The sequence below is a fragment of the Nostoc sp. UHCC 0251 genome, from assembly GCF_034932245.1.
In the GTDB taxonomy this organism is placed as follows: Bacteria; Cyanobacteriota; Cyanobacteriia; order Cyanobacteriales; family Nostocaceae; genus Nostoc.
Genome location: NZ_JAYGHD010000310.1, coordinates 1 through 18,137 on the forward strand (window position 1 = coordinate 1; position 18,137 = coordinate 18,137).

13 protein-coding genes are annotated in these 18,137 nt (G+C 43.2%); 7 read left to right on the plus strand and 6 right to left on the minus strand.

Features of this window, described 5'->3' with window-relative positions:
- The first annotated feature begins 169 nt into the window (after positions 1-169).
- The gene (locus tag VB740_RS24345) at positions 170-1,369 is read left to right on the plus strand and encodes an MFS transporter (RefSeq protein WP_323202482.1); all 1,200 of its coding nucleotides are present in this window, start codon (positions 170-172) and stop codon (positions 1,367-1,369) included.
- A gap of 94 nt (positions 1,370-1,463) precedes the next feature.
- On the opposite strand, the gene ftsH4 is transcribed toward VB740_RS24345, so the two are convergent.
- A complete protein-coding gene (ftsH4, locus tag VB740_RS24350) occupies positions 1,464-3,329 on the minus strand; it encodes an ATP-dependent zinc metalloprotease FtsH4 (protein WP_323202450.1) in 1,866 nt (621 codons plus the stop codon).
- Between the two features lie 91 nt (positions 3,330-3,420).
- A complete protein-coding gene (locus VB740_RS24355) occupies positions 3,421-3,606 on the minus strand; it encodes a DUF2949 domain-containing protein (RefSeq protein WP_323202483.1) in 186 nt (61 codons plus the stop codon).
- Positions 3,607-4,496: 890 nt separating this feature from the next.
- Here VB740_RS24355 and VB740_RS24360 point away from each other — a divergent pair.
- Positions 4,497-5,057, plus strand: coding sequence for a Uma2 family endonuclease (locus VB740_RS24360; protein WP_323202451.1), 561 nt, complete (start codon positions 4,497-4,499; stop codon positions 5,055-5,057).
- A 60-nt stretch (positions 5,058-5,117) separates the two neighbouring features.
- Here VB740_RS24360 and ftsH read toward each other — a convergent pair whose 3' ends face one another.
- Positions 5,118-7,052, minus strand: coding sequence for an ATP-dependent zinc metalloprotease FtsH (gene ftsH / locus VB740_RS24365; protein ID WP_323202452.1), 1,935 nt, complete (start codon positions 7,050-7,052; stop codon positions 5,118-5,120).
- A gap of 409 nt (positions 7,053-7,461) precedes the next feature.
- On the opposite strand from ftsH, the gene VB740_RS24370 reads away from it, so the two are divergent.
- Positions 7,462-7,653: a hypothetical protein gene (locus VB740_RS24370; RefSeq protein WP_323202484.1), complete on the plus strand. Its 192-nt coding sequence runs from the start codon at positions 7,462-7,464 to the stop codon at positions 7,651-7,653.
- Between the two features lie 91 nt (positions 7,654-7,744).
- The gene (locus VB740_RS24375; RefSeq protein WP_323202453.1) at positions 7,745-8,893 is read left to right on the plus strand and encodes an AI-2E family transporter; all 1,149 of its coding nucleotides are present in this window, start codon (positions 7,745-7,747) and stop codon (positions 8,891-8,893) included.
- Position 8,894: 1 nt separating this feature from the next.
- On the opposite strand, the gene VB740_RS24380 is transcribed toward VB740_RS24375, so the two are convergent.
- The 3 genes from VB740_RS24380 to VB740_RS24390 form a co-directional block, all read right to left on the minus strand.
- Positions 8,895-9,734 carry a DUF928 domain-containing protein gene (locus VB740_RS24380; protein ID WP_323202454.1) on the minus strand — a complete coding sequence of 280 codons (840 nt, stop codon included), beginning with the start codon at positions 9,732-9,734 and terminating at the stop codon, positions 8,895-8,897.
- Between the two features lie 195 nt (positions 9,735-9,929).
- The gene (locus tag VB740_RS24385; protein WP_323202455.1) at positions 9,930-12,263 is read right to left on the minus strand and encodes a CHASE2 domain-containing protein; all 2,334 of its coding nucleotides are present in this window, start codon (positions 12,261-12,263) and stop codon (positions 9,930-9,932) included.
- A gap of 174 nt (positions 12,264-12,437) precedes the next feature.
- On the minus strand, positions 12,438-13,406 hold the full coding sequence (locus tag VB740_RS24390) for a DUF1822 family protein (protein ID WP_323202456.1): 969 nt from the start codon (positions 13,404-13,406) through the stop codon (positions 12,438-12,440).
- Positions 13,407-14,091: 685 nt separating this feature from the next.
- Here VB740_RS24390 and VB740_RS24395 point away from each other — a divergent pair.
- The 3 genes from VB740_RS24395 to VB740_RS24405 are packed head-to-tail and all read left to right on the plus strand — an operon-like array spanning position 14,092 to position 18,130.
- Positions 14,092-14,736: a sigma-70 family RNA polymerase sigma factor gene (locus VB740_RS24395; RefSeq protein ID WP_323202457.1), complete on the plus strand. Its 645-nt coding sequence runs from the start codon at positions 14,092-14,094 to the stop codon at positions 14,734-14,736.
- Between the two features lie 35 nt (positions 14,737-14,771).
- Positions 14,772-15,743, plus strand: coding sequence for a DUF1822 family protein (locus tag VB740_RS24400; protein ID WP_323202458.1), 972 nt, complete (start codon positions 14,772-14,774; stop codon positions 15,741-15,743).
- Between the two features lie 26 nt (positions 15,744-15,769).
- Positions 15,770-18,130 carry a CHASE2 domain-containing protein gene (locus tag VB740_RS24405; protein ID WP_323202459.1) on the plus strand — a complete coding sequence of 787 codons (2,361 nt, stop codon included), beginning with the start codon at positions 15,770-15,772 and terminating at the stop codon, positions 18,128-18,130.
- The last annotated feature ends 7 nt before the right edge of the window (positions 18,131-18,137 follow it).

The following is an 18,137-nucleotide window of genomic DNA, read 5'->3' on the forward strand; positions in this document are numbered from 1 at the left end:
GGCGGGCAAGATGCCCACCCCACAAGATTGGATAATTTATTTCTTTGAGTTCCCTTAAAAACACACCGCTTTCCTTAAAGAATGGATGAGGGGCATGAAGGGCAGGGGGCAGAGGAGGAAATAACCAATGCCCAATGCCCAATGCCCAATGCCCTATTTCCATCTATTTATGACTACCTCGAAATCTCATCTCAATATTTTATGGGTGCAAGTTTGGGTATTGGCGGTGGTGCAGGGAGCAATTACCCTCACCTGGTTAATTTACAATATATATTTGCCACAACTTTTAACTCAGTTTGGTTTTCCCGCCTCGCTTGCAGTAGCCTTGGTGATAATCGAAAATGCTTTTGGTGCGGTGCTAGAACCATTGATGGGGGGACTTTCAGACCAAGCTAGACGGTGGGTAGGGACTCGGTTTCCCTTCATCTCAGTAGGTATGATTCTGGCATCGGCTTTGTTTATTGCTATACCTTGCGTTGTGAGTTTGATTCCACCTACTACTGTAATGCGATCGCTCTTACCTATAGTATTGGTAGCCTGGGCATTAGCAATGACAATATTTCGCTCTCCAGCTATGTGCCTATTGGGAATGTATTCGACACCAGCCCAGTTACCTTTAGCAGTAAGTTTTGTCACTTTAGCAGGCGGTGTAATTGGGGCTTTTAGACCGATAAGCCACAAGTTTATTCTCAGCTTAGGGCCAGTTTATACCTTTGCGATCGGTTCTTTCGTCATGCTAGGGGCGGCCGCTGTGTTGCGATTAGTCAATCCTCCAGAAGCACCAGTGGATAGACACCAAATAGAAATAGTAAAGTTGCCGTTACAAAAATTGGCTTTGATTTTAGTAACTGGTTTTGGTGTAGCGTGGGGTATCCGATTTCTCTTTGATGTCTTGGGTAAAGTACTGAAGGCTCAACTGAATACTGATAATGTTGATGTGCTGATGGTGTGGATTGGATTAGCGATCGCAATTGCTAGCATACCCGCTGGAATCTTCGCCGTCAAAATTGGTAATCGTCAAGCAATGCTTTGTGGGATCTGTGCAATCATTCCCTCGTTACTGATAATGATATCTGTGGGCGCACAAATTCCGATAATTGTATTAATCGTTGGTGGTTTTAGTTTAATTGTGAATGGGGCAATTCCTTTTGCTTTAGGATTGGTACCCCAGCGATGGGCAGGATTAGGAATTGGGATGTATTTTGGTGGCTTCGCGTTAGCCATGAGTTTGTTTGGTGTCATATTTCCCCAACCGCAAGCAATAACACCTTTGATTGGTGCAGTTGGCGGTGCATTGGCATTTTTATTAGCTGGTGTTTGCATTATTGTGAGTGGCATTTCTAAAACGCAGAAGAACGCAGAGGTTTAACGCAAAAGGACGCAAAGTTATGCTCTGCGTCCCTCTGTGTAGGAATTACGTTACCGTAGCGGGGCAAAGCCCATTACGAATTACGAATTACGAATTACGAATTAGTTACGGGTTTAACCTGACTCAGCAAACTGTGCAGTTTTTCGCCTTCAATGACTTCTGTTTCTAAGAGTTGAGTTGCGATCGCTTCTAGCAAGTCTCGATTCTGTCTAAGAATCTCTAGGGCTTGTTCGTGGGCTGTTTCCACGATTTCCTTGACTTCGCTATCAATAGCTTTTGATGTGTCTTCACTCACCGCCCGTCGGGGATTAGCCCCACCATTACCCAAAAACATCGATTGTTGTCCTTGTTGGTAAGCTAATGGCCCTAAGACTTTGCTCATACCATAAGATGTTACCATCCGTTCTGCCAAGTCAGTTGCTCGTTGCAAATCGTTGGAAGCACCTGTTGTAATACTGTTAAACACAATCTCTTCGGCGGAACGTCCACCTAATAGAGTTGCAATCTGACCCCGCAGTTCCTCTTCATTCATCAAAAAGCGGTCTTCAGTTGGTAATTGCAGAGTGTAACCCAAAGCAGCCATCCCACGAGGAATAATCGAAATCTTTTCTACACGACCGTTTCCTGTGGTTAGCGCCCCGACCATTGCGTGACCGACTTCATGATATGCAACAATCTTTTTCTCAGTCTCGTTCATCACTCGACTCTTCTTCTCTAAACCGGCGACTACCCGTTCAATTGCTTCGGCAAAGTCTTCTTGAGCAACACTTTGGCGGAGATTGCGAGCTGCTAATAATGCCGCTTCATTTACCAAGTTTGCCAAATCTGCACCAGCAAAACCAGGGGTACGAGTAGCGATCGCTCTTAAATCTACATCATCTCCTAATTTTACCTTTTGAGCGTGAATCTTGAGAATTGCTTCCCGACCAGATAAATCGGGACGGTCTACCAACACCTGGCGGTCAAAGCGTCCTGGACGCAGCAATGCAGAGTCAAGGCTTTCGGGGCGGTTGGTAGCTGCTAGGACAATCACCGTTGCATCCCCTGCTGCAAACCCATCCATCTCCGTTAATAACTGGTTGAGGGTCTGTTCTCGCTCATCATTACCACCGTAGAAGCCATTACTGCTACGAGACTTACCAATTGCATCTAATTCATCAATGAATACAATACAAGGAGCCTGTTTCTTTGCCTGCTCAAACAAATCCCGCACTCTGGAAGAACCTACACCGACAAACAATTCTACAAACTCCGAACCAGAGATACTAAAGAATGGAACTCCTGCTTCTCCTGCTACGGCTTTCGCTAAAAGTGTCTTACCAGTACCCGGAGGCCCAACTAACAACACACCTTTGGGAATCCTAGCGCCAATTTGCGTAAACCGTGCTGGAGTCTTGAGGAAATCCACAATTTCCACTAACTCAGTTTTTGCTTCTTCTACGCCAGCCACATCTGCAAAAGTGATTTTAGCTGATTCACCTTCAACATAAACCTTAGCTTTGCTCTTACCAATGGAAAGCGCACCTTGAGGGCCACCGCCGCCACCACGGGCGAGAAAGAACTGCCAAATACCAATAAAAATCAGTGGTGGAATCACCCAACTTAAGAGGGTTGTAATCCAAGTATTCTTGGGTGGAGGTGTAGCGGCGAATTCAACTCCCTTTTCTTCTAGCAGTTTGGGTAACTCTAAATCAAAGATTGGCGTAGTTGCAAACACCGGGCCCGGTTCGCCATTTTCTGTTTTTACTTCGTAGAGGATTTGGTTTTGACCAACAGAAACGCGGTTGACTTCCCCTTCTTGTACTTGATGTATAAATAAGCTATAAGGAACCCCAGTCGGACCAGAAGCAAATAAACCAGGCAAAAATAAATTTAAGAGCAAAAATAGCCCTGATACTGCCAGTAATATATTAGCAATGATCCGAAACCGAGGTGACTTAGGCTGTTCTTTAATTGCCATAGATATTACCAATCCTTAAAATGAAACCTGTTGAGAATGTGACTTTCACAGAAAGTCCGCTATTTACCATCCAAATAGTTGAAGCAGCAGCTTATACTGTTTCCAACCAATCGAAAATTTGGGCTAATTGATCCAGTGTTACCAGTCCATACTGCCAGAGGGTCATAGCCAGAAAGTTGGGGGTCTGCTCACAATGTCGCAAAGCAAGAGAAATTGCTCCATCAGAAATACCCAACTCTTGTTCTAAAAAATGCACCAATTTATCTGTAGCTTTCATAACCATGTTAAAGAATGTTAAATAAATCTTATTTCTGATTTAGCTCAAGAAATTTGATTCAACACCAGTCAAGATTTCCAAAGCTATAAGAGATATAAACCCAATCACCGCCAAGGCGTAGAGTCGTTCAATTCGTTTTGATCCTCAAAGATATTACCGATTTTCATGATTTTCTCCCTTAGCAATGGTTGCAGAATTTTTTTATTTATGTAACTAAACTTAACAATTAAATTAATCTTTGGGAACTAACGAGCAAATACGGTTTACCGTACTCAAAGAGCTAACACCACTCAAAATGAGAAAACTTTAATGAACAGAAGCCTTTAACAGTTACCAGTTATCAGTTACCAGTTACCAGTTATAGGATTACTATTTGATTTTTGAACAAAGTTAAGTATTGTAGGGTGCGTTAGGATGAAATCCGTAACGCACCGAATCCCTGGTAATAGTGCGTTACGCTGTCGCTAACGCACCCTACGTATCTTTTCAAAAATCAAACCGGATTCCTATATCAGGTAACAGTTGTCAGGTAACAGAAAGACTTTTCACTGTTCACTGTTCACTGGTCACTGTTTTGGTCAAAGAAGACGCAGAGATTGTGAGACGCGAAGAGAAATCCCCACCGTGTGATGTTAATTTTTCACCAATTATTTATATCTTTAGATATATACACAAGCTAAAAATAGAGATGTCTACGAAAGGCTACGCCTATGCAAGAACTTTATTTGGTAGATCAAAAGGTCAGGAAATAATCCCCTCACGCCAGACGAGTTGGAGGATCTTCGGGAAGCTGAGGCACTTTCTGCCATAATGTCTGTGACTTGGCGATGCCTGCGGCAAACTTGGCTAACCCACATAATTTAAATCATCCCCTTCTATTCCACTCACTTATGACTATTGCCAGTCAACCCAAACTAACTTTAGACGACTTCCTCAAACTGCCGGAAACTGAACCAGCATCAGACTTTATTAACGGGGAAATTATTCAAAAACCAATGCCTCAAGGTGAACATAGCTTGCTCCAAGCTACTCTTTGCGAAACAATTAACAGCCTAGCTAGAAGTCAAAAAATTGCTTTGGCTTTTCCAGAACTGCGTTGTACCTTCGGCGGTGCTTCTATCGTCCCTGATGTCTCTGTGTTTCGCTGGGATAGAATTCCTAAAAGTCCATCTGGCAAAATTGTTAATCGTTTTGAAATTCATCCCGACTGGGCAATTGAGATTCTGTCCCCAGACCAAAGGTTAAAAAAAGTGTTGAGTAAATTATTGCATTGTTCGCGCAATGGTACTGAACTCGGCTGGTTAATTAACCCAGAAGATGAAAGTGTATTGGGGATTTTTCCTGGACAGCGAGTGGAATTATACGAAGGTACTGATAAATTACCCATCCTGGAGGGTATCGAGTTGGAACTGACTGTGGAACAAGTTTTTGGCTGGTTGAGTTTGACGTAAAAAACCGTAGGTGTAGCCTACGGTTTTCAATAAAAACTCTCTGCGCCTTTGCGAAAGATTTTAAACCAAGAGTGTTTGTAGCAGTGGCTGATCTTCAGATAACTTACCCGTCCGCAACCATTCTTCAACTTTTATCGGTACTTTTGCTTGGTTAATATATTCCCGCAGTTGCGAACCTTCCAAAATTTCTTTTTGCAACAGTTCTTCTGCGGTCTGCTCTAATAACTCGCGGTTATGTTGCAGAATAGTCAAGGCGATATGGTGAGCATTATCCAAGGTCTGCTTAACTTCCCGATCAATTTCCTCAGCCACTTTGGGACTGATAGCACGACGCGGATTGCTATAACCTTCGAGAAACTGCTGTTGACTCTTTTCAAACGCCACTGGCCCAAGTTGATCGCTCATCCCATAAAGAGTAATGGCGCGTTCTGCCAATTCAGTAGCTTTTTGAATATCATCAGCAGCACCCGTGGAAACTTTGCCAAAAACGATTTCTTCGGCAGAACGTCCACCCAAAAGGGTAGCAAGACGCCCGCGAATTTCATCTTCTAGCATCAAAAAGCGGTCTTCTTCCGGCATCTGAATTGTGTAACCCAAAGCACCGACACCACGAGGGACAACGGAGATTTTTTCGACTTTACCAGCACCGGGCATCAATGCACCAATGATGGCGTGACCAACTTCGTGATAAGCTACGGTCTTTTTCTCCGTTTCATTCAGCACACGGGAGCGTTTTTCTAAGCCAGCAATCAGACGCTCAATAGCTTCGTTGAAATCTGCCATTGTCACGGCTTGGCTATTTCGCCGTGCAGCTAACAGTGCGGCTTCATTTACAAGGTTGGCTAAATCTGCCCCAGCAAAAGCAGGAGTCCTAATAGCAATGGTGCTCAAGTTAACATCATCAGCCAATTTAACGTTTCTGGCGTGGACTTTTAAAATTGCTTCCCGACCAATTTTATCAGGGCGATCGACGACAACTTGTCGGTCAAATCGACCAGGACGGCGTAAAGCCGGGTCGAGAATTTCTGGACGGTTAGTTGCAGCGATGATAATCACGCCTATGTTGGTATCAAAGCCATCCATCTCGCTGAGTAACTGGTTAAGAGTTTGTTCTCGCTCATCGTTACCACCCATAATTGGCCCAGCACCGCCACGAGATTTACCCAGTGCGTCTAACTCGTCGATAAACACAATACAAGGAGCTTGTTCTTTGGCTTGTTCAAACAAGTCACGGACTCGTGCAGCACCTACGCCCACAAACAATTCGATAAATTCCGAACCCGAAATACTGAAGAAAGGGACAGCCGCTTCACCTGCGATCGCTTTTGCTAATAATGTTTTACCAGTACCCGGAGGCCCTACCAACATTACACCTTTAGGAATTTTTGCCCCCAGTGTGGTGTATTTGGCAGCATTTTTGAGAAAATCGACAATCTCTGCTAATTCCGCCTTCGCTTCATCGACGCCAGCTACATCGCTAAATTTGACACCAGTGCTACCTTCAGAGTAGATGCGGGCTTTACTTTTACCTACCGTTAGTGCAGCCGGGCCACTTTGGCGATTCATTAACAAGCCCCAAATGCCAAAGAAAATTAACGGTGGTACAATCCAACTAAGTAAGGTAGCAAACCAGGCATTTGGGTTTGGTGGTGGTGCAGCAAACTCGACATTATGCTCACGGAGAATTTTCGGCAAATCTAGGTCAATCCCTACTGGTGTAGTGATAAACACTTGTTCAGTGGATTTACCATCTGGAATTTGAGTTTTGATGGTGTATTCAATGCGATCGCCACCCACAATCGCTCGATCTACCTTCCCCGCTTCTACTTGAGCCAGGAAAGTACTATAGGGAACTTGCGGCGATGGCGATCGCAAAAAAATCGGAACAATAAAGTTCAGTAATAACAACAGGGTTAGAAAAATTAAGAAACTCCCCCTAAACTGCTGAACTTTAGGCGGTTTGATGGAGCTTTTGTTATTAGTTTCAACAGGCATTTTAATGTACCCTCCAAATTGAGCAGGGGGAGCAGGGGGAGCAGGGGAGGCAGGGGGAGAAGAATTTGGATAATTTAATTTCTGGAAATCCCTAACAATGCATCGAAAGATGCTATATCAGTTAATTCAACAAATGCTTAAGTAGTGATTATGTTGCAATACAGTTCAGTTAAGCTTTTTTTCTCCCCCTGCTTCCCCTGCTTCCCCTGCTCCCCCTGCCTGCCTTAACAGATGAACTTGCTTAACCCAAATGGATTATGTCGCTCTAAATCGTGGTAGTTATAAGTCAAGAATGTGGGTAAAAAAGACTTTTATCTATTTATGAGCTATTAGTTTCTATTCTAGAAAGTAGATAGTGCAGCCTAAATTCGTGTATACCCAACAGAAAAATGTGTATTACCGTACTGTTATGGAAAATCAACTAGGATTGGTTCTGAAACTGCTTTTACTCTCAGCTTTGTTATCAGTATTGATTAAGTATGCAGGGCCAAGTCTGTCAATTCCGGCGACAGCAACCAACGCGCTGATTATAATATTGTCGCCGATTGTAATTATAGCGATCGCGCTACTGTGGAGATTCCAAGCACAGAAACAAAATTAACTCGCAAGTATCTACACACAAGTTCCTAAAATCAGCTAACCTAGCTGAATTACAAGAAAATTGCATCTCGCCAACCGTTGGGAGTCAGCCTGTGAACCTGGGTCAATGGATCGGCTTAATCGCCATCGTTATTTCTTTATATATCCTGTGGCAAATTCGGGAAGTACTTTTGCTCATGTTTGCCGCAGTTGTCTTAGCCGTCACCTTAAATCGGCTAGCGAAACGCTTTCAACGCTTTGGCATGAGGCGTGGATTTGCCGTCCTCCTTGCAGTAGCTATCTTTTTTGCAGGTGTCGTAGGTTTTTTCTGGCTAATTGTGCCACCCTTTGCACAGCAGTTTCAAGAACTAACCTATCAGGTTCCTAGAGGGTTTGAGCGCTTTAATAGTTGGCTTGACGCCCTGAGAACTCGTATTCCTAACCAGTTGGTTCCCTATATCCCAGATATCAACAGCCTCATTCAACAGGCACAGCCCTTCGTCAATCGGTTACTGGGAAACTCCTTCGCCTTTGTATCTGGCTCTTTGGAAGCCGTCCTGAAGATTTTGCTAGTGTTGGTTTTAACAGGAATGATATTAGCCGATCCTGTGGCTTACCGCAAAGTCTTTGTAAGGCTTTTCCCCTCATTTTATCGGCGGCGGGTGGAAGGAATTTTAAATAAGTGCGAAGTCTCTTTGGGGGGATGGATTACAGGCGCTTTCATTGCTATGTTTGTAGTAGCGATGATGAGTCTGATTGGCTTATCAATTTTGCGGATAAAGGCAGCACTAGCTTTAGCAATTTTGGCAGGATTCTTGAACTTAATTCCTAACCTGGGACCGACAATTAGTGTAATCCCGGCAATGGCGATCGCTCTGTTGGATGATCCCTGGAAAGCCGTTGCTGTCTTGATTCTGTACTTTATTATTCAACAGGTTGAGAGTAATTTCATCACGCCAATTGTGATGGCACAGCAAGTTTCGTTGCTACCAGCCGTAACCTTAATTGCTCAACTATTTTTCGTAACTTTCTTTGGTTTTTTAGGGTTATTTCTGGCACTACCCCTAACTGTTGTCGCTAAGATTTGGTTGCAAGAAGTGCTGATCAAAGATGTTTTGGATGAATGGGGGAATAACCATACAAAAGAAACTGAGTTTGTCATGGTTCCTGAATCTCTAGAAGCAGATGAGAATTGGACAACAGAAAGCCCCGATATTAATCGGGAGCGACGGGATGATGATATCTTGCACAAAGAAGATTAGTTTAAGATTTTTCCAAAATAATCGGTTCTGCTGCAATATCATCTAAGCGGATGCTGCGTAACAAATTTCGCCACTCTGCTTGCAGTGCTGCATCTTTAGGGTTTTGATCGCGCAGTTGAGCCAGTATCGTCAGTGCTTCGTACCATATCCCGTTTTGGGCATAGATATCATAGCGCTTTAGAAGTTCTGTGGTTTGTAGCTCTTTGAGAGCAGTTTGATTCAGTTCGACTCTTTGTATTACCCCTTCGACAAAAGTCGGGGGAGAATTCTTTTCCTGATCACAGTTAATGGTGAAAAACCAGCGGTATTGTTTGTTTAGTGCCAAGCCAGGAGCCGTAGTAGGCAGAGAAACGCGGATCACACCTGGTTTATCTGGTAGAGCGATCGCTTTTTGGTAAATCTCGTTAGAGTCCTCATCTTGCAGCACAAATTCCACTTCATAGGGCAAATCTTTGGCATACGGCACATAGAAAAACCAACTTGGGCGTTCTACCGTTGTCTGTCCCCAGACATTGATCACCGAGTTAGCTTCCTCAGTAAAGGGTACTAAAGCAGTCAGGTCAAGTTTAGTAACTGGACATCCAGCCACCTGCCCGCGCTTCGCTCCACCACGAACGCGACCTCCAGGAGGGGGCCCTGGTGGAAGTGAAGGTTGATTATAGGTTGTGGCTTTAGCTAGGGTCGTTTTAGCATCAGAGCGTAGGCGTAACCCGCCGTAGGCATCGCTAGGTGAAGAACCAAGAGTTGGTTTTGCCAGTACTGGATTCAGGCTAACTAGTAAACTAGTGCAGCTAAAAGTTACTAGTAAAAACAGTTTTATCGGTTTTGAATTTGACTTCATAAAAACCTTCCCTTAAGTATGCAAACATTGTAGATTTATCTGCTGGTTATCCAAAAATCTAATAAAAAAATCTTTCCCTATTCCCTATTGAACTCCAAAAATTACATTAGCCAAATTCTTTTCCCCCTGCCTCCCCTGCTCCCCCTGCCTCCCCTGCCTCCCCTGCTCCCCCTACTCCCCTACTCCCCTACTCCCCTACTCCCCACTTGCCACCCGAACTTTTGTTTTCTGATAATTTGACATCAAGCCAACCGTGACTACTAACGACAAAGCCGAAGGGACAAAAGGCACCCAAGCACCCGAAATTAACAGACCAAAGCAAAGTAAATAAAGAACACTAGAGGTAATACTAACTGCTAATGCCAACCAAGGGAACGAAAGCCTGCGCCAAACTATGACTCCCCCTACTAAAGACCAACCCCAAATCCAGCCCACCTCAGCCCACAGTGACCAAACCCGCAGCAACGGCCGCCCATCCTGGACTGCACCAAGGATCTGGCTGACCATATGCGCTTGTACTAACACTCCTGGCATTTGCTGATCTAAAGGAACGCCATAGGGTGTAGGCCAGGTGTCTGGAGAATCCCCCTTTGCCGTCACACCAATCAAAATAATTCGGTCTTTGATAGCACTTGGGTTAATTGGACGAGATAAAAATTGAGTTAGCTTCACCTGCTCGGCTACTTGTGTTGAGGAACGGTAGTTGAGCAAGATTTGACCGCCATTAGCATCAATATTTTGATAGCCACCAGTCCGAGATTTCAGGTTTGGAAAAATAGTTTTACCCAGTTGCAAATTTCCTTCAGGGGTAAATTTTGGTTCAATCCCTGAAGGGCGCAGATAGAGAGAAACCAGTTTTAAGCTGAATGCAAAGGGAGCAGTACACAACGATGTAGCTTCCTGGTTCATGAACAGGAGATGCCGACGGATAACTCCATCACGATCGTGAATAAAGTCACTGAATCCCAGATTTGTTGGGGAGATTTCTGGTGGCGGCCCATTGCCTGGGATATTTACTGTGCGATCGCTTCCTTTGCATACGCCAATCAAGTTCTGAGTTTTTTGAAGACGATTAATTAAATCTGGGTCTTCGGCCTTAAAATCGCGGTAGATATCCAAGCCGATCGCACGGGGTTGGTATTGATTCAGTTTTGCCAGAAGTTTGTTGAGAGATGTTTCGGAAATCGAAGCTCCAATCAAGGATTCCTTGTTTTGTCGTTGAACTGCTAGATCGTTATCGTCAATTGTGATGATCAACAGTCGGGGATCAAGTCCCTCCGCCGGACGCGATCGCATCATCTGGTCAAAGGCTTGAATCTCTGGATTTTCCAGCAATCCCAGCAATCTTACCCCACAAACTAAGGCTGTAATCGCCAAACTAGATAACAAAGTTATCGTAAATCTGCGTTTGGTGGACAAAGCTAAATTTGGTATATCTTCTTCAGTTTTTGTAGACCTTAATTCATCCCAAGTGGGTGGTATCTGTGCTGGATTTTGGCAAATCATTGGTAGCCAAGTCGCACAGGGAAATTGATCCTCCAGTCCTTGCAACCGTTCCCGTGCTTGGCGTACCGCTTGATATAAAGGCTCACCACCAGCAAAAGCTTGGAGAAAATATTTTAAGAACTCCTTGGCAACCTTGTCTGGGACAGGTTCACGCATAACGATCATCTGAGGGATTTGCAAATCAGCCAGTTCTCGCGCCAATCCCAATCCATCACAGGAGTTGAATATAGCTAGTTGCAAGCCGTTTTCAATGGCTTTCTTGAGAGCATACTTTAACTCGCCAATGGTGAGGCTATCAGTTTTATTCAGGTAAATTCGTCCGCTTTCTCCATTTTTGTTACTGGAACTGTGCCCAGCAAAAAAGAGAATATCCCAGTTTTTTCCCCAAAGGTTGTCAGTCAATTCCTTCCTTTGTGGCTCTACCAGAAAGCTAACTTCTGCATTGCTACACTGTTGTAGTAAAGCTTGATCAGCCTGGGTGTCAATTCCCTGACTATTGCCCACAATTGCTAAAATGTTGACTAATTGATTTAAAGCGCGTGGTTTTTGAATGCGATCGTAGGATGGTGAAGAAAGAGCGATTTCAGCCTTGGGGTAGCGTTCTAACAAATCCCACAAATGCCAGGGTAATAACTGCAATTGGCTATTTTCTGTTTGCAAAATCACCCGCACTTCTTCCGTGGAGGACAATTTTTCTAACCATTTTTCCCTCAAAGGACGAAACTCCTCTGCTCGCAGCCAGGTATTGAAGCGTGCCCGCAAAATATAGGAAGCGTTTTCGCAGTCTTGCACCATCGATACATTTGTTACCTGCATTTGGTCAGCATGGAGGCGATAACGATTGCCTATCTGCCGATAACTAGACTGCCAATGACTATAATAAAGCGGCATTTCAGGGAATGAAGGTAGCTTCCCTGTGATTTCTGTCGCAGCACGCTCGTGTTCTTCACCAATTTGGAGGGTAACAGCAAACCCTTGCTCAAAACTACCCTCTCCGAATTTAAGAACCACTAACTTACTCATGACTGTCGTTATCCCCTTGTGCGAAACCATGCCCTGTTCTAATGTCTCATAACAAGCTCCACAAGCGTTTACAGACTTTTTTAAAATCCCCAAATGCCAGCTTGAATTTTTAATTTTAATTAACGAATTACTACTTAATAAATTACTGACAAGCCAGAAAGATAGTTAGATGTTTCAAATCCTAAAATGTTCGGTAATGCTAGTATTATCCAAGGCTATCCTAACGCTAAATTGCTCTGTAGGTTCACCGCGAAACTGCAACTGAATGTAGTTGTCTAATCTTCTAGATTGAGCATTTAGGAATACTGTTCCCGAACTATCTAAAACGGTGAGATGAACTCCTGGCGGTAAGTAGAATTGATTTCCAGTAGCGTGCAATTGGAGATGAATACTGGTTTGCTGATCTTTTTCTGGGCTAATTTCCACAATCAATATGACGGGTTGGTTGAGAATTTGGATACCCAAATCAATCAGTTTTGCACGTTTAGTAATTGGTTCTGGTTGATTGAGGGCATTTAGGTCTAAAGTTTCAGTACTGCGAAAAGCATAAGCTGGTCTGAGTTCCGGTACGTTCCAAAGGGATTCAATAGTCTGCCAACCTGCCTCAAATATACCAGCAAACCACTGACTTAAATCCACTAGTGAACTAACTGAGGATTGGCGCAGTTGACCCAAGTGGTCGATAAACGCCTCTAATGGTTGCAGTTGCGCTAAAGGCAGTGTTTCAGTTGTGACACTAGGGATAAAACCAAGCAGCTTTGCTTCTTGGAGCAATTCATCAAATTGAACTACTAAATAACCCACACGTTCTTCCCAAGTTTCTGGAGGAATGGAACATATCCCTTGATGTTCCCGCACAGGGCGACACTCCAGACGACCAATTGAGGGCAATTCTAAGTCAGCTACATCACCACAGAGGCGCATGATGGGGTTCCAGCTGTCACTAGCTTGGAGGTCAGTAGGAATATCCATCATTTCTAAGTAGTCATTCACCACCCACACAGCCAGCGTATTCAGCCGAACTTGCTCTGCTTTTTCAGAATTTGGCTGCTGGGTAGCAAATTGCTGGGCAGTTATGCGAGCTGATTGGGAAATTGGCAATGTTAAAGCGAAATTGTCTAGCTGATAGGTGGAGTTATTCATAAGTTAATCTCTAGTGATCAATGCTGCTATATACACATCACCAGTATTTACTAAATTTATGCCAAAAAACAGAGAATGATTCTTGAAAAAACAGAATTGGAGATTGGGGACTAGCCTTGTTCAGGGTGACTAATACAATCTCTGCTTTCCTCTGTGCGTTCCATCGAAGTTCTGATCCTGGATTTTTCGCTGACGAGAGAAAATCAAGCTAATTTTAAGTTATACATTATTGAGCTAGATTCAAAAATAGGGCATACCAACGTATAAACCGAAGGGTTAGAGCCAAAAAAAGACAGGCATTGTAATAAATACTGAGACAAGCATCCTTGAAAAAGAGAAGTAGACATACTAAAACTAGGGTTGAATCAAGTAAAGTCACCCAAATAGCAAGCTAATAATAACTCAGAACATTTGGACTATACAAAAACTTAGGTTACTGATACGAAAATAATCTCTTTGGAAGTTAACTGTTTCTGTAGCCTTTTCCTCTTCCCCCTTACCCTTTTACCTCTTCTACAAGAAGTCCCTTGAACAGCAAGAACGCTGACACTGTACTTCCCAACATTTCTTTAATGTCTGAGCGAAAAGTTTTGTAACGATTATGGCTAGTTTGTGTAAAAATCGCAATCCATACATGAGATATATATAGACTCGCAAGTTGGTGCATTTGAATTCGAGGTCTTTTATGACTAACGACTGGAGAAAACAACTAGATGTACAACTTAAAGAATTAGCGCTCAAAGCTCAACAACATCCATACGCAACAAAAGAACAGCGGGTAGCTTTAACAAGGCTGATGAATGCTATTTGGCAGTCGGGTAGACTTATTCATCCTTATAAAGGTCAATTTCGACTACTTTATGAAGATATTTATGATGAGGCAGTACAAAATTTATTTTTCTATCTTTGTCAAGATAACAATATTAATAAGTATGACCCAGAGCGCGGCGAAGTTATAACCTGGGTAAACATGCTACTAAGTAAACGCTTTTTTCCAGAAGCTATCCCCAAAGTTATCGGCAAAGGAAATGAAATCAATCTCGAAGACTCTCATCTAGAAAATATAGCATCATCTCAATCTCAACCGATGTCTTTATCTGAACAAATAATAGAATGTATAGAAACTGACCCAGAATTTATTTTTTGCAAAGAACACATAAAAGGTCATCCAGAAGCGAATTTTAAAGCTATAGCTAAAAGAAGATGTTCGGGAACTTCCTGGAAAGATATTTCGGCAGAATGGGGCATTGGAATTACATCTTTACATAGTTTCTACCAACGATGCCTAACAAAATTTACTGATAAACTTCAAGAATATTTATGTATTTAAGATTTTCATAAAATTTACATTATTTGGCAAAAAATATGGACAAAATCGAAGATACTTTAACATTTTCAGGGCCTATACCGCCAGATGGAAGACATCGAGCACAAGAGTTATGTAAACGACAAGCCACACAAAAAAAAGCTGAACAAGTTTATCTCAATACCTTGTCTGTGTCTTTCGTAAACTCTTATCTACAATACATGGGATTTGAGACAGACTTAGACAAGAGCGATAGTTGGAACCCTATACAGCAGACACTTCTGGATGTAGCTGATTTGTCACTAAAATACTTGGGATCGTTAGAATGCCGCCCGGTGTTGGAAGATGCACAATTTGTTTATGTACCGCCTGAAGTCCAGTCAAATCGAATTGGCTATGTGGCTGTACAGATAAAGAAATCATTTCGAGAAGCGACGCTGCTGGGATTTGTCAGGCAGGTACAAACTGATTTGTTACCAACCAACCAATTTCAACCTTTGGACAATCTATTAGAGTATTTAGAAGAACTTACTCAAGTGAGGCAAGTTGAGTTAACTTCTCAATCGCTCACTTCCAACAATACTTTAGTTAAATTGCAACAATGGTTGGAAAATATTTTTGAGGTTGGTTGGCAAGAAATTGAAACTCTTTTTGATAATCAAAGTGCTAATCTAGATTGGAGTCTAAGAAGTGCTAATGATTCTTTTATTAGCAGGGGTAAGCTGATTGATTTAGGAAAAACAGGAATCATTCAAGCCATAATTTTAGTCGTTGCCTTCATTCAAAAGAATAAACGGGAAATAGACATTATCGTAGAAGTGCATCCTACATCCAAAGACATTTATCTGCCACCAAATCTCCAACTGATGGTGCTTGACTTTGAAGGATCAGAGGGAGAACCTATTATGGAAGCGCAAACTAGGAGTACTAACAAGAATATTCAATTGCAGTTTAGTGGCGAGGTGGGGGAACGCTTTAGTATTAAATTAGTCCTGGGGAATATTAGCGTTATAGAAAGTTTTCTCATCTGAAGCGAAAAAGAATCGGGGTGCTGCAAATGGGAAAGTTAGTTGTTCTGAAGCTAGATGGCGATTTGGAGTTAGGGGTGCGGGTAACGCTGGAGATTGGAGAAGATGGCAAACGTCCCAGCATAGAAACCTCTGGTTACTTACCTCCCAATCTAGAAATAGCTACAGCAATTGACGAGTGGCGGTCAACTTATTGTAGTCTAGGAAATGGCCGCATCAAAGCCAAAAAAATTATTTACGATGGTTCTATTACCCAACGGCGTGATGACTGTCAAAGCAAAGCTGGTGAGTTGCGATCGCACTTTAATCACTGGCTAAAGTCAGAGTTATTTTGGCAGATTCGGAAAAAATTGTTTATACACTTGAAGCCCAATGATGAGGTGCGAGTGCTGATTCGCACTTACTCTATGCAGCTACAGAAACTTCCTTGGCATGTATGGGATTTGGTTGAGGACGATTACCCGAAAGCCGAAATAGCTTTGAGTATTCCAGAGTCAGAACAAGTAACTCTATTGCAGACATCTACCTATAGACAGAAAATCAAAATATTGGCGATTTTAGGCAATACGGCTGGTATTGATGTGGACAAAGACTGCGAATTATTACAAAAATTGCCCAATGCTGCCACAACCTTTTTGACACAGCCCCAACGTCATCAGATCAACGATCAGCTGTGGAACCAACCTTGGAACATTTTATTTTTCGCTGGTCATAGTAGAAGCGAGGGTGAAACTGGTCGCATCTATATCAATGACAAAGATAGTTTAACAATTGCAGACCTGAAATATGCCTTGAGAAATGCCGTCACCAATGGGTTGCAGCTGGCGATTTTCAACTCCTGTGATGGATTGGGATTAGCGCGAGAACTACAAGATTTACATATTCCCCAAATCATTGTCATGCGGGAACCTGTGCCCGATCTGGTGGCGCAAGCATTTTTAAAGGATTTTCTGGCAGCTTTTTCTTCAGGCGCATCTTTATATATTGCAGTTCGCACTGCCAGAGAAAAGCTGCAAGGATTAGAGGACAAATTTCCAGGGGCAACTTGGCTACCGATAATTTGTGAAAATCCTGCGGCCACACCAATAGCTTGGCCAAAGCCCCGAATTAAACTTAACACCCGCCTGCTCACCAGGGGATTGCTAATGAGTGTGATGCTCACCATCAGCGTGCTGGGAGTCAGGCAAATGGGAGGATTGCAAACATGGGAATTACAAGCTTACGATCAATTGATGCGATCGCGTCCTCAAGAAAAGCAAGATCCGCGCTTGTTGATAGTCACTGTTACTGAAGAAGATTTTCAGTTACCAGAGCAAAAAGAAAGAAGAGGGTCACTATCAGAGCTAGCACTAGCCAGACTTTTGGAAAAACTTGCACAGTTCCAACCCAAAGCCATTGGCTTGGATATTTATTATGATCAGTCATCACAACTTAACCAAGCTTCTTTGGCGACTCGGTTGAAAACAGATGACAAGCTTTTTGCAATTTGCAAAGTTAAAGAACTGACAAAAGACCGTCCAGGAATTTCACCTCCTTTAGGAGTTCCGCCAGAACGCCAAGGGTTTAGTGATGTTATCCCAGACTTAGACCGGGTTCTGCGTCGGCATTTATTGGCAATGCAACCAGCAGACCCAACCTCCCCTTGTACTGCACGCTACGCCCTTAATGCTCAACTGGCATTCCACTACTTGCAGGCAGAAGGCATTTCTGCCAAATATACTGACTCCGGGGATTTGCAGTTAGGTAACGTCGTTTTTAAGCGGTTGCAGCCTCACATGGGTGGCTATCAAAAAGCAGATGCAGGGGGCTACCAAATATTGCTCAATTACCGCTCTTTCCAACATTCTCCTTTAGAAATTGCTCCTAAAGTCACACTCACAGATGTTCTTAGGGGTAAAGTCAACGCTGATCAAGTCAAAGACCGCATTGTTCTTATTGGTACTACTGCCCAAAGCTTTCGTGATTATAGTCCTACCCCCTACATGACTGGGCAGGCTTTTTCCGAAGAAATACCAGGGGTGGTTCTGCAAGCACAAATGGTGAGTCAGCTGTTGAGTGCGGTGATGGATGGGCGACCTTTGATATCAGTTTTGCCCGTTTGGGGCGAAGTTTTGTGGGTTTGGAGTTGGTCAGTGGTTGGAGGTACGTTCGGCGTAGCTGTGTCGCAGACACTCAGTATAGCGGGATTACAGGCGATCGCACCAAGCAATAGGTCAAGACTATATTTAGTACTGGCGGGAGGAGGTGTACTTGGAGTTTTATACGTTTCTTGCTTAATTCTCTTTTACCAAGGAATTTGGGTTCCCCTAGTTCCGTCAGCTTTGATTTTAGTGGCTACTGGCGGCACAGTGGCAGTTTACCTATCTTTACAACAAAACAGCGACAACTAATTTCTAC

Excerpts from the sequence above, each read along its gene's own strand:
- ftsH (WP_323202452.1), bottom strand. The coding sequence starts at position 7,052 with ATGCCTGTTGAAACTAATAACAAAAGCTCCATCAAACCGCCTAAAGTT.
- VB740_RS24355 (WP_323202483.1), bottom strand. The coding sequence starts at position 3,606 with ATGAAAGCTACAGATAAATTGGTGCATTTTTTAGAACAAGAGTTGGGT.
- VB740_RS24390 (WP_323202456.1), bottom strand. The coding sequence starts at position 13,406 with ATGAATAACTCCACCTATCAGCTAGACAATTTCGCTTTAACATTGCCA.
- VB740_RS24370 (WP_323202484.1), top strand. The coding sequence starts at position 7,462 with ATGGAAAATCAACTAGGATTGGTTCTGAAACTGCTTTTACTCTCAGCT.
- VB740_RS24380 (WP_323202454.1), bottom strand. The coding sequence starts at position 9,734 with ATGAAGTCAAATTCAAAACCGATAAAACTGTTTTTACTAGTAACTTTT.
- ftsH4 (WP_323202450.1), bottom strand. The coding sequence starts at position 3,329 with ATGGCAATTAAAGAACAGCCTAAGTCACCTCGGTTTCGGATCATTGCT.
- VB740_RS24385 (WP_323202455.1), bottom strand. The coding sequence starts at position 12,263 with ATGAGTAAGTTAGTGGTTCTTAAATTCGGAGAGGGTAGTTTTGAGCAA.
- VB740_RS24360 (WP_323202451.1), top strand. The coding sequence starts at position 4,497 with ATGACTATTGCCAGTCAACCCAAACTAACTTTAGACGACTTCCTCAAA.
- VB740_RS24395 (WP_323202457.1), top strand. The coding sequence starts at position 14,092 with ATGACTAACGACTGGAGAAAACAACTAGATGTACAACTTAAAGAATTA.
- VB740_RS24405 (WP_323202459.1), top strand. The coding sequence starts at position 15,770 with ATGGGAAAGTTAGTTGTTCTGAAGCTAGATGGCGATTTGGAGTTAGGG.
- VB740_RS24400 (WP_323202458.1), top strand. The coding sequence starts at position 14,772 with ATGGACAAAATCGAAGATACTTTAACATTTTCAGGGCCTATACCGCCA.
- VB740_RS24345 (WP_323202482.1), top strand. The coding sequence starts at position 170 with ATGACTACCTCGAAATCTCATCTCAATATTTTATGGGTGCAAGTTTGG.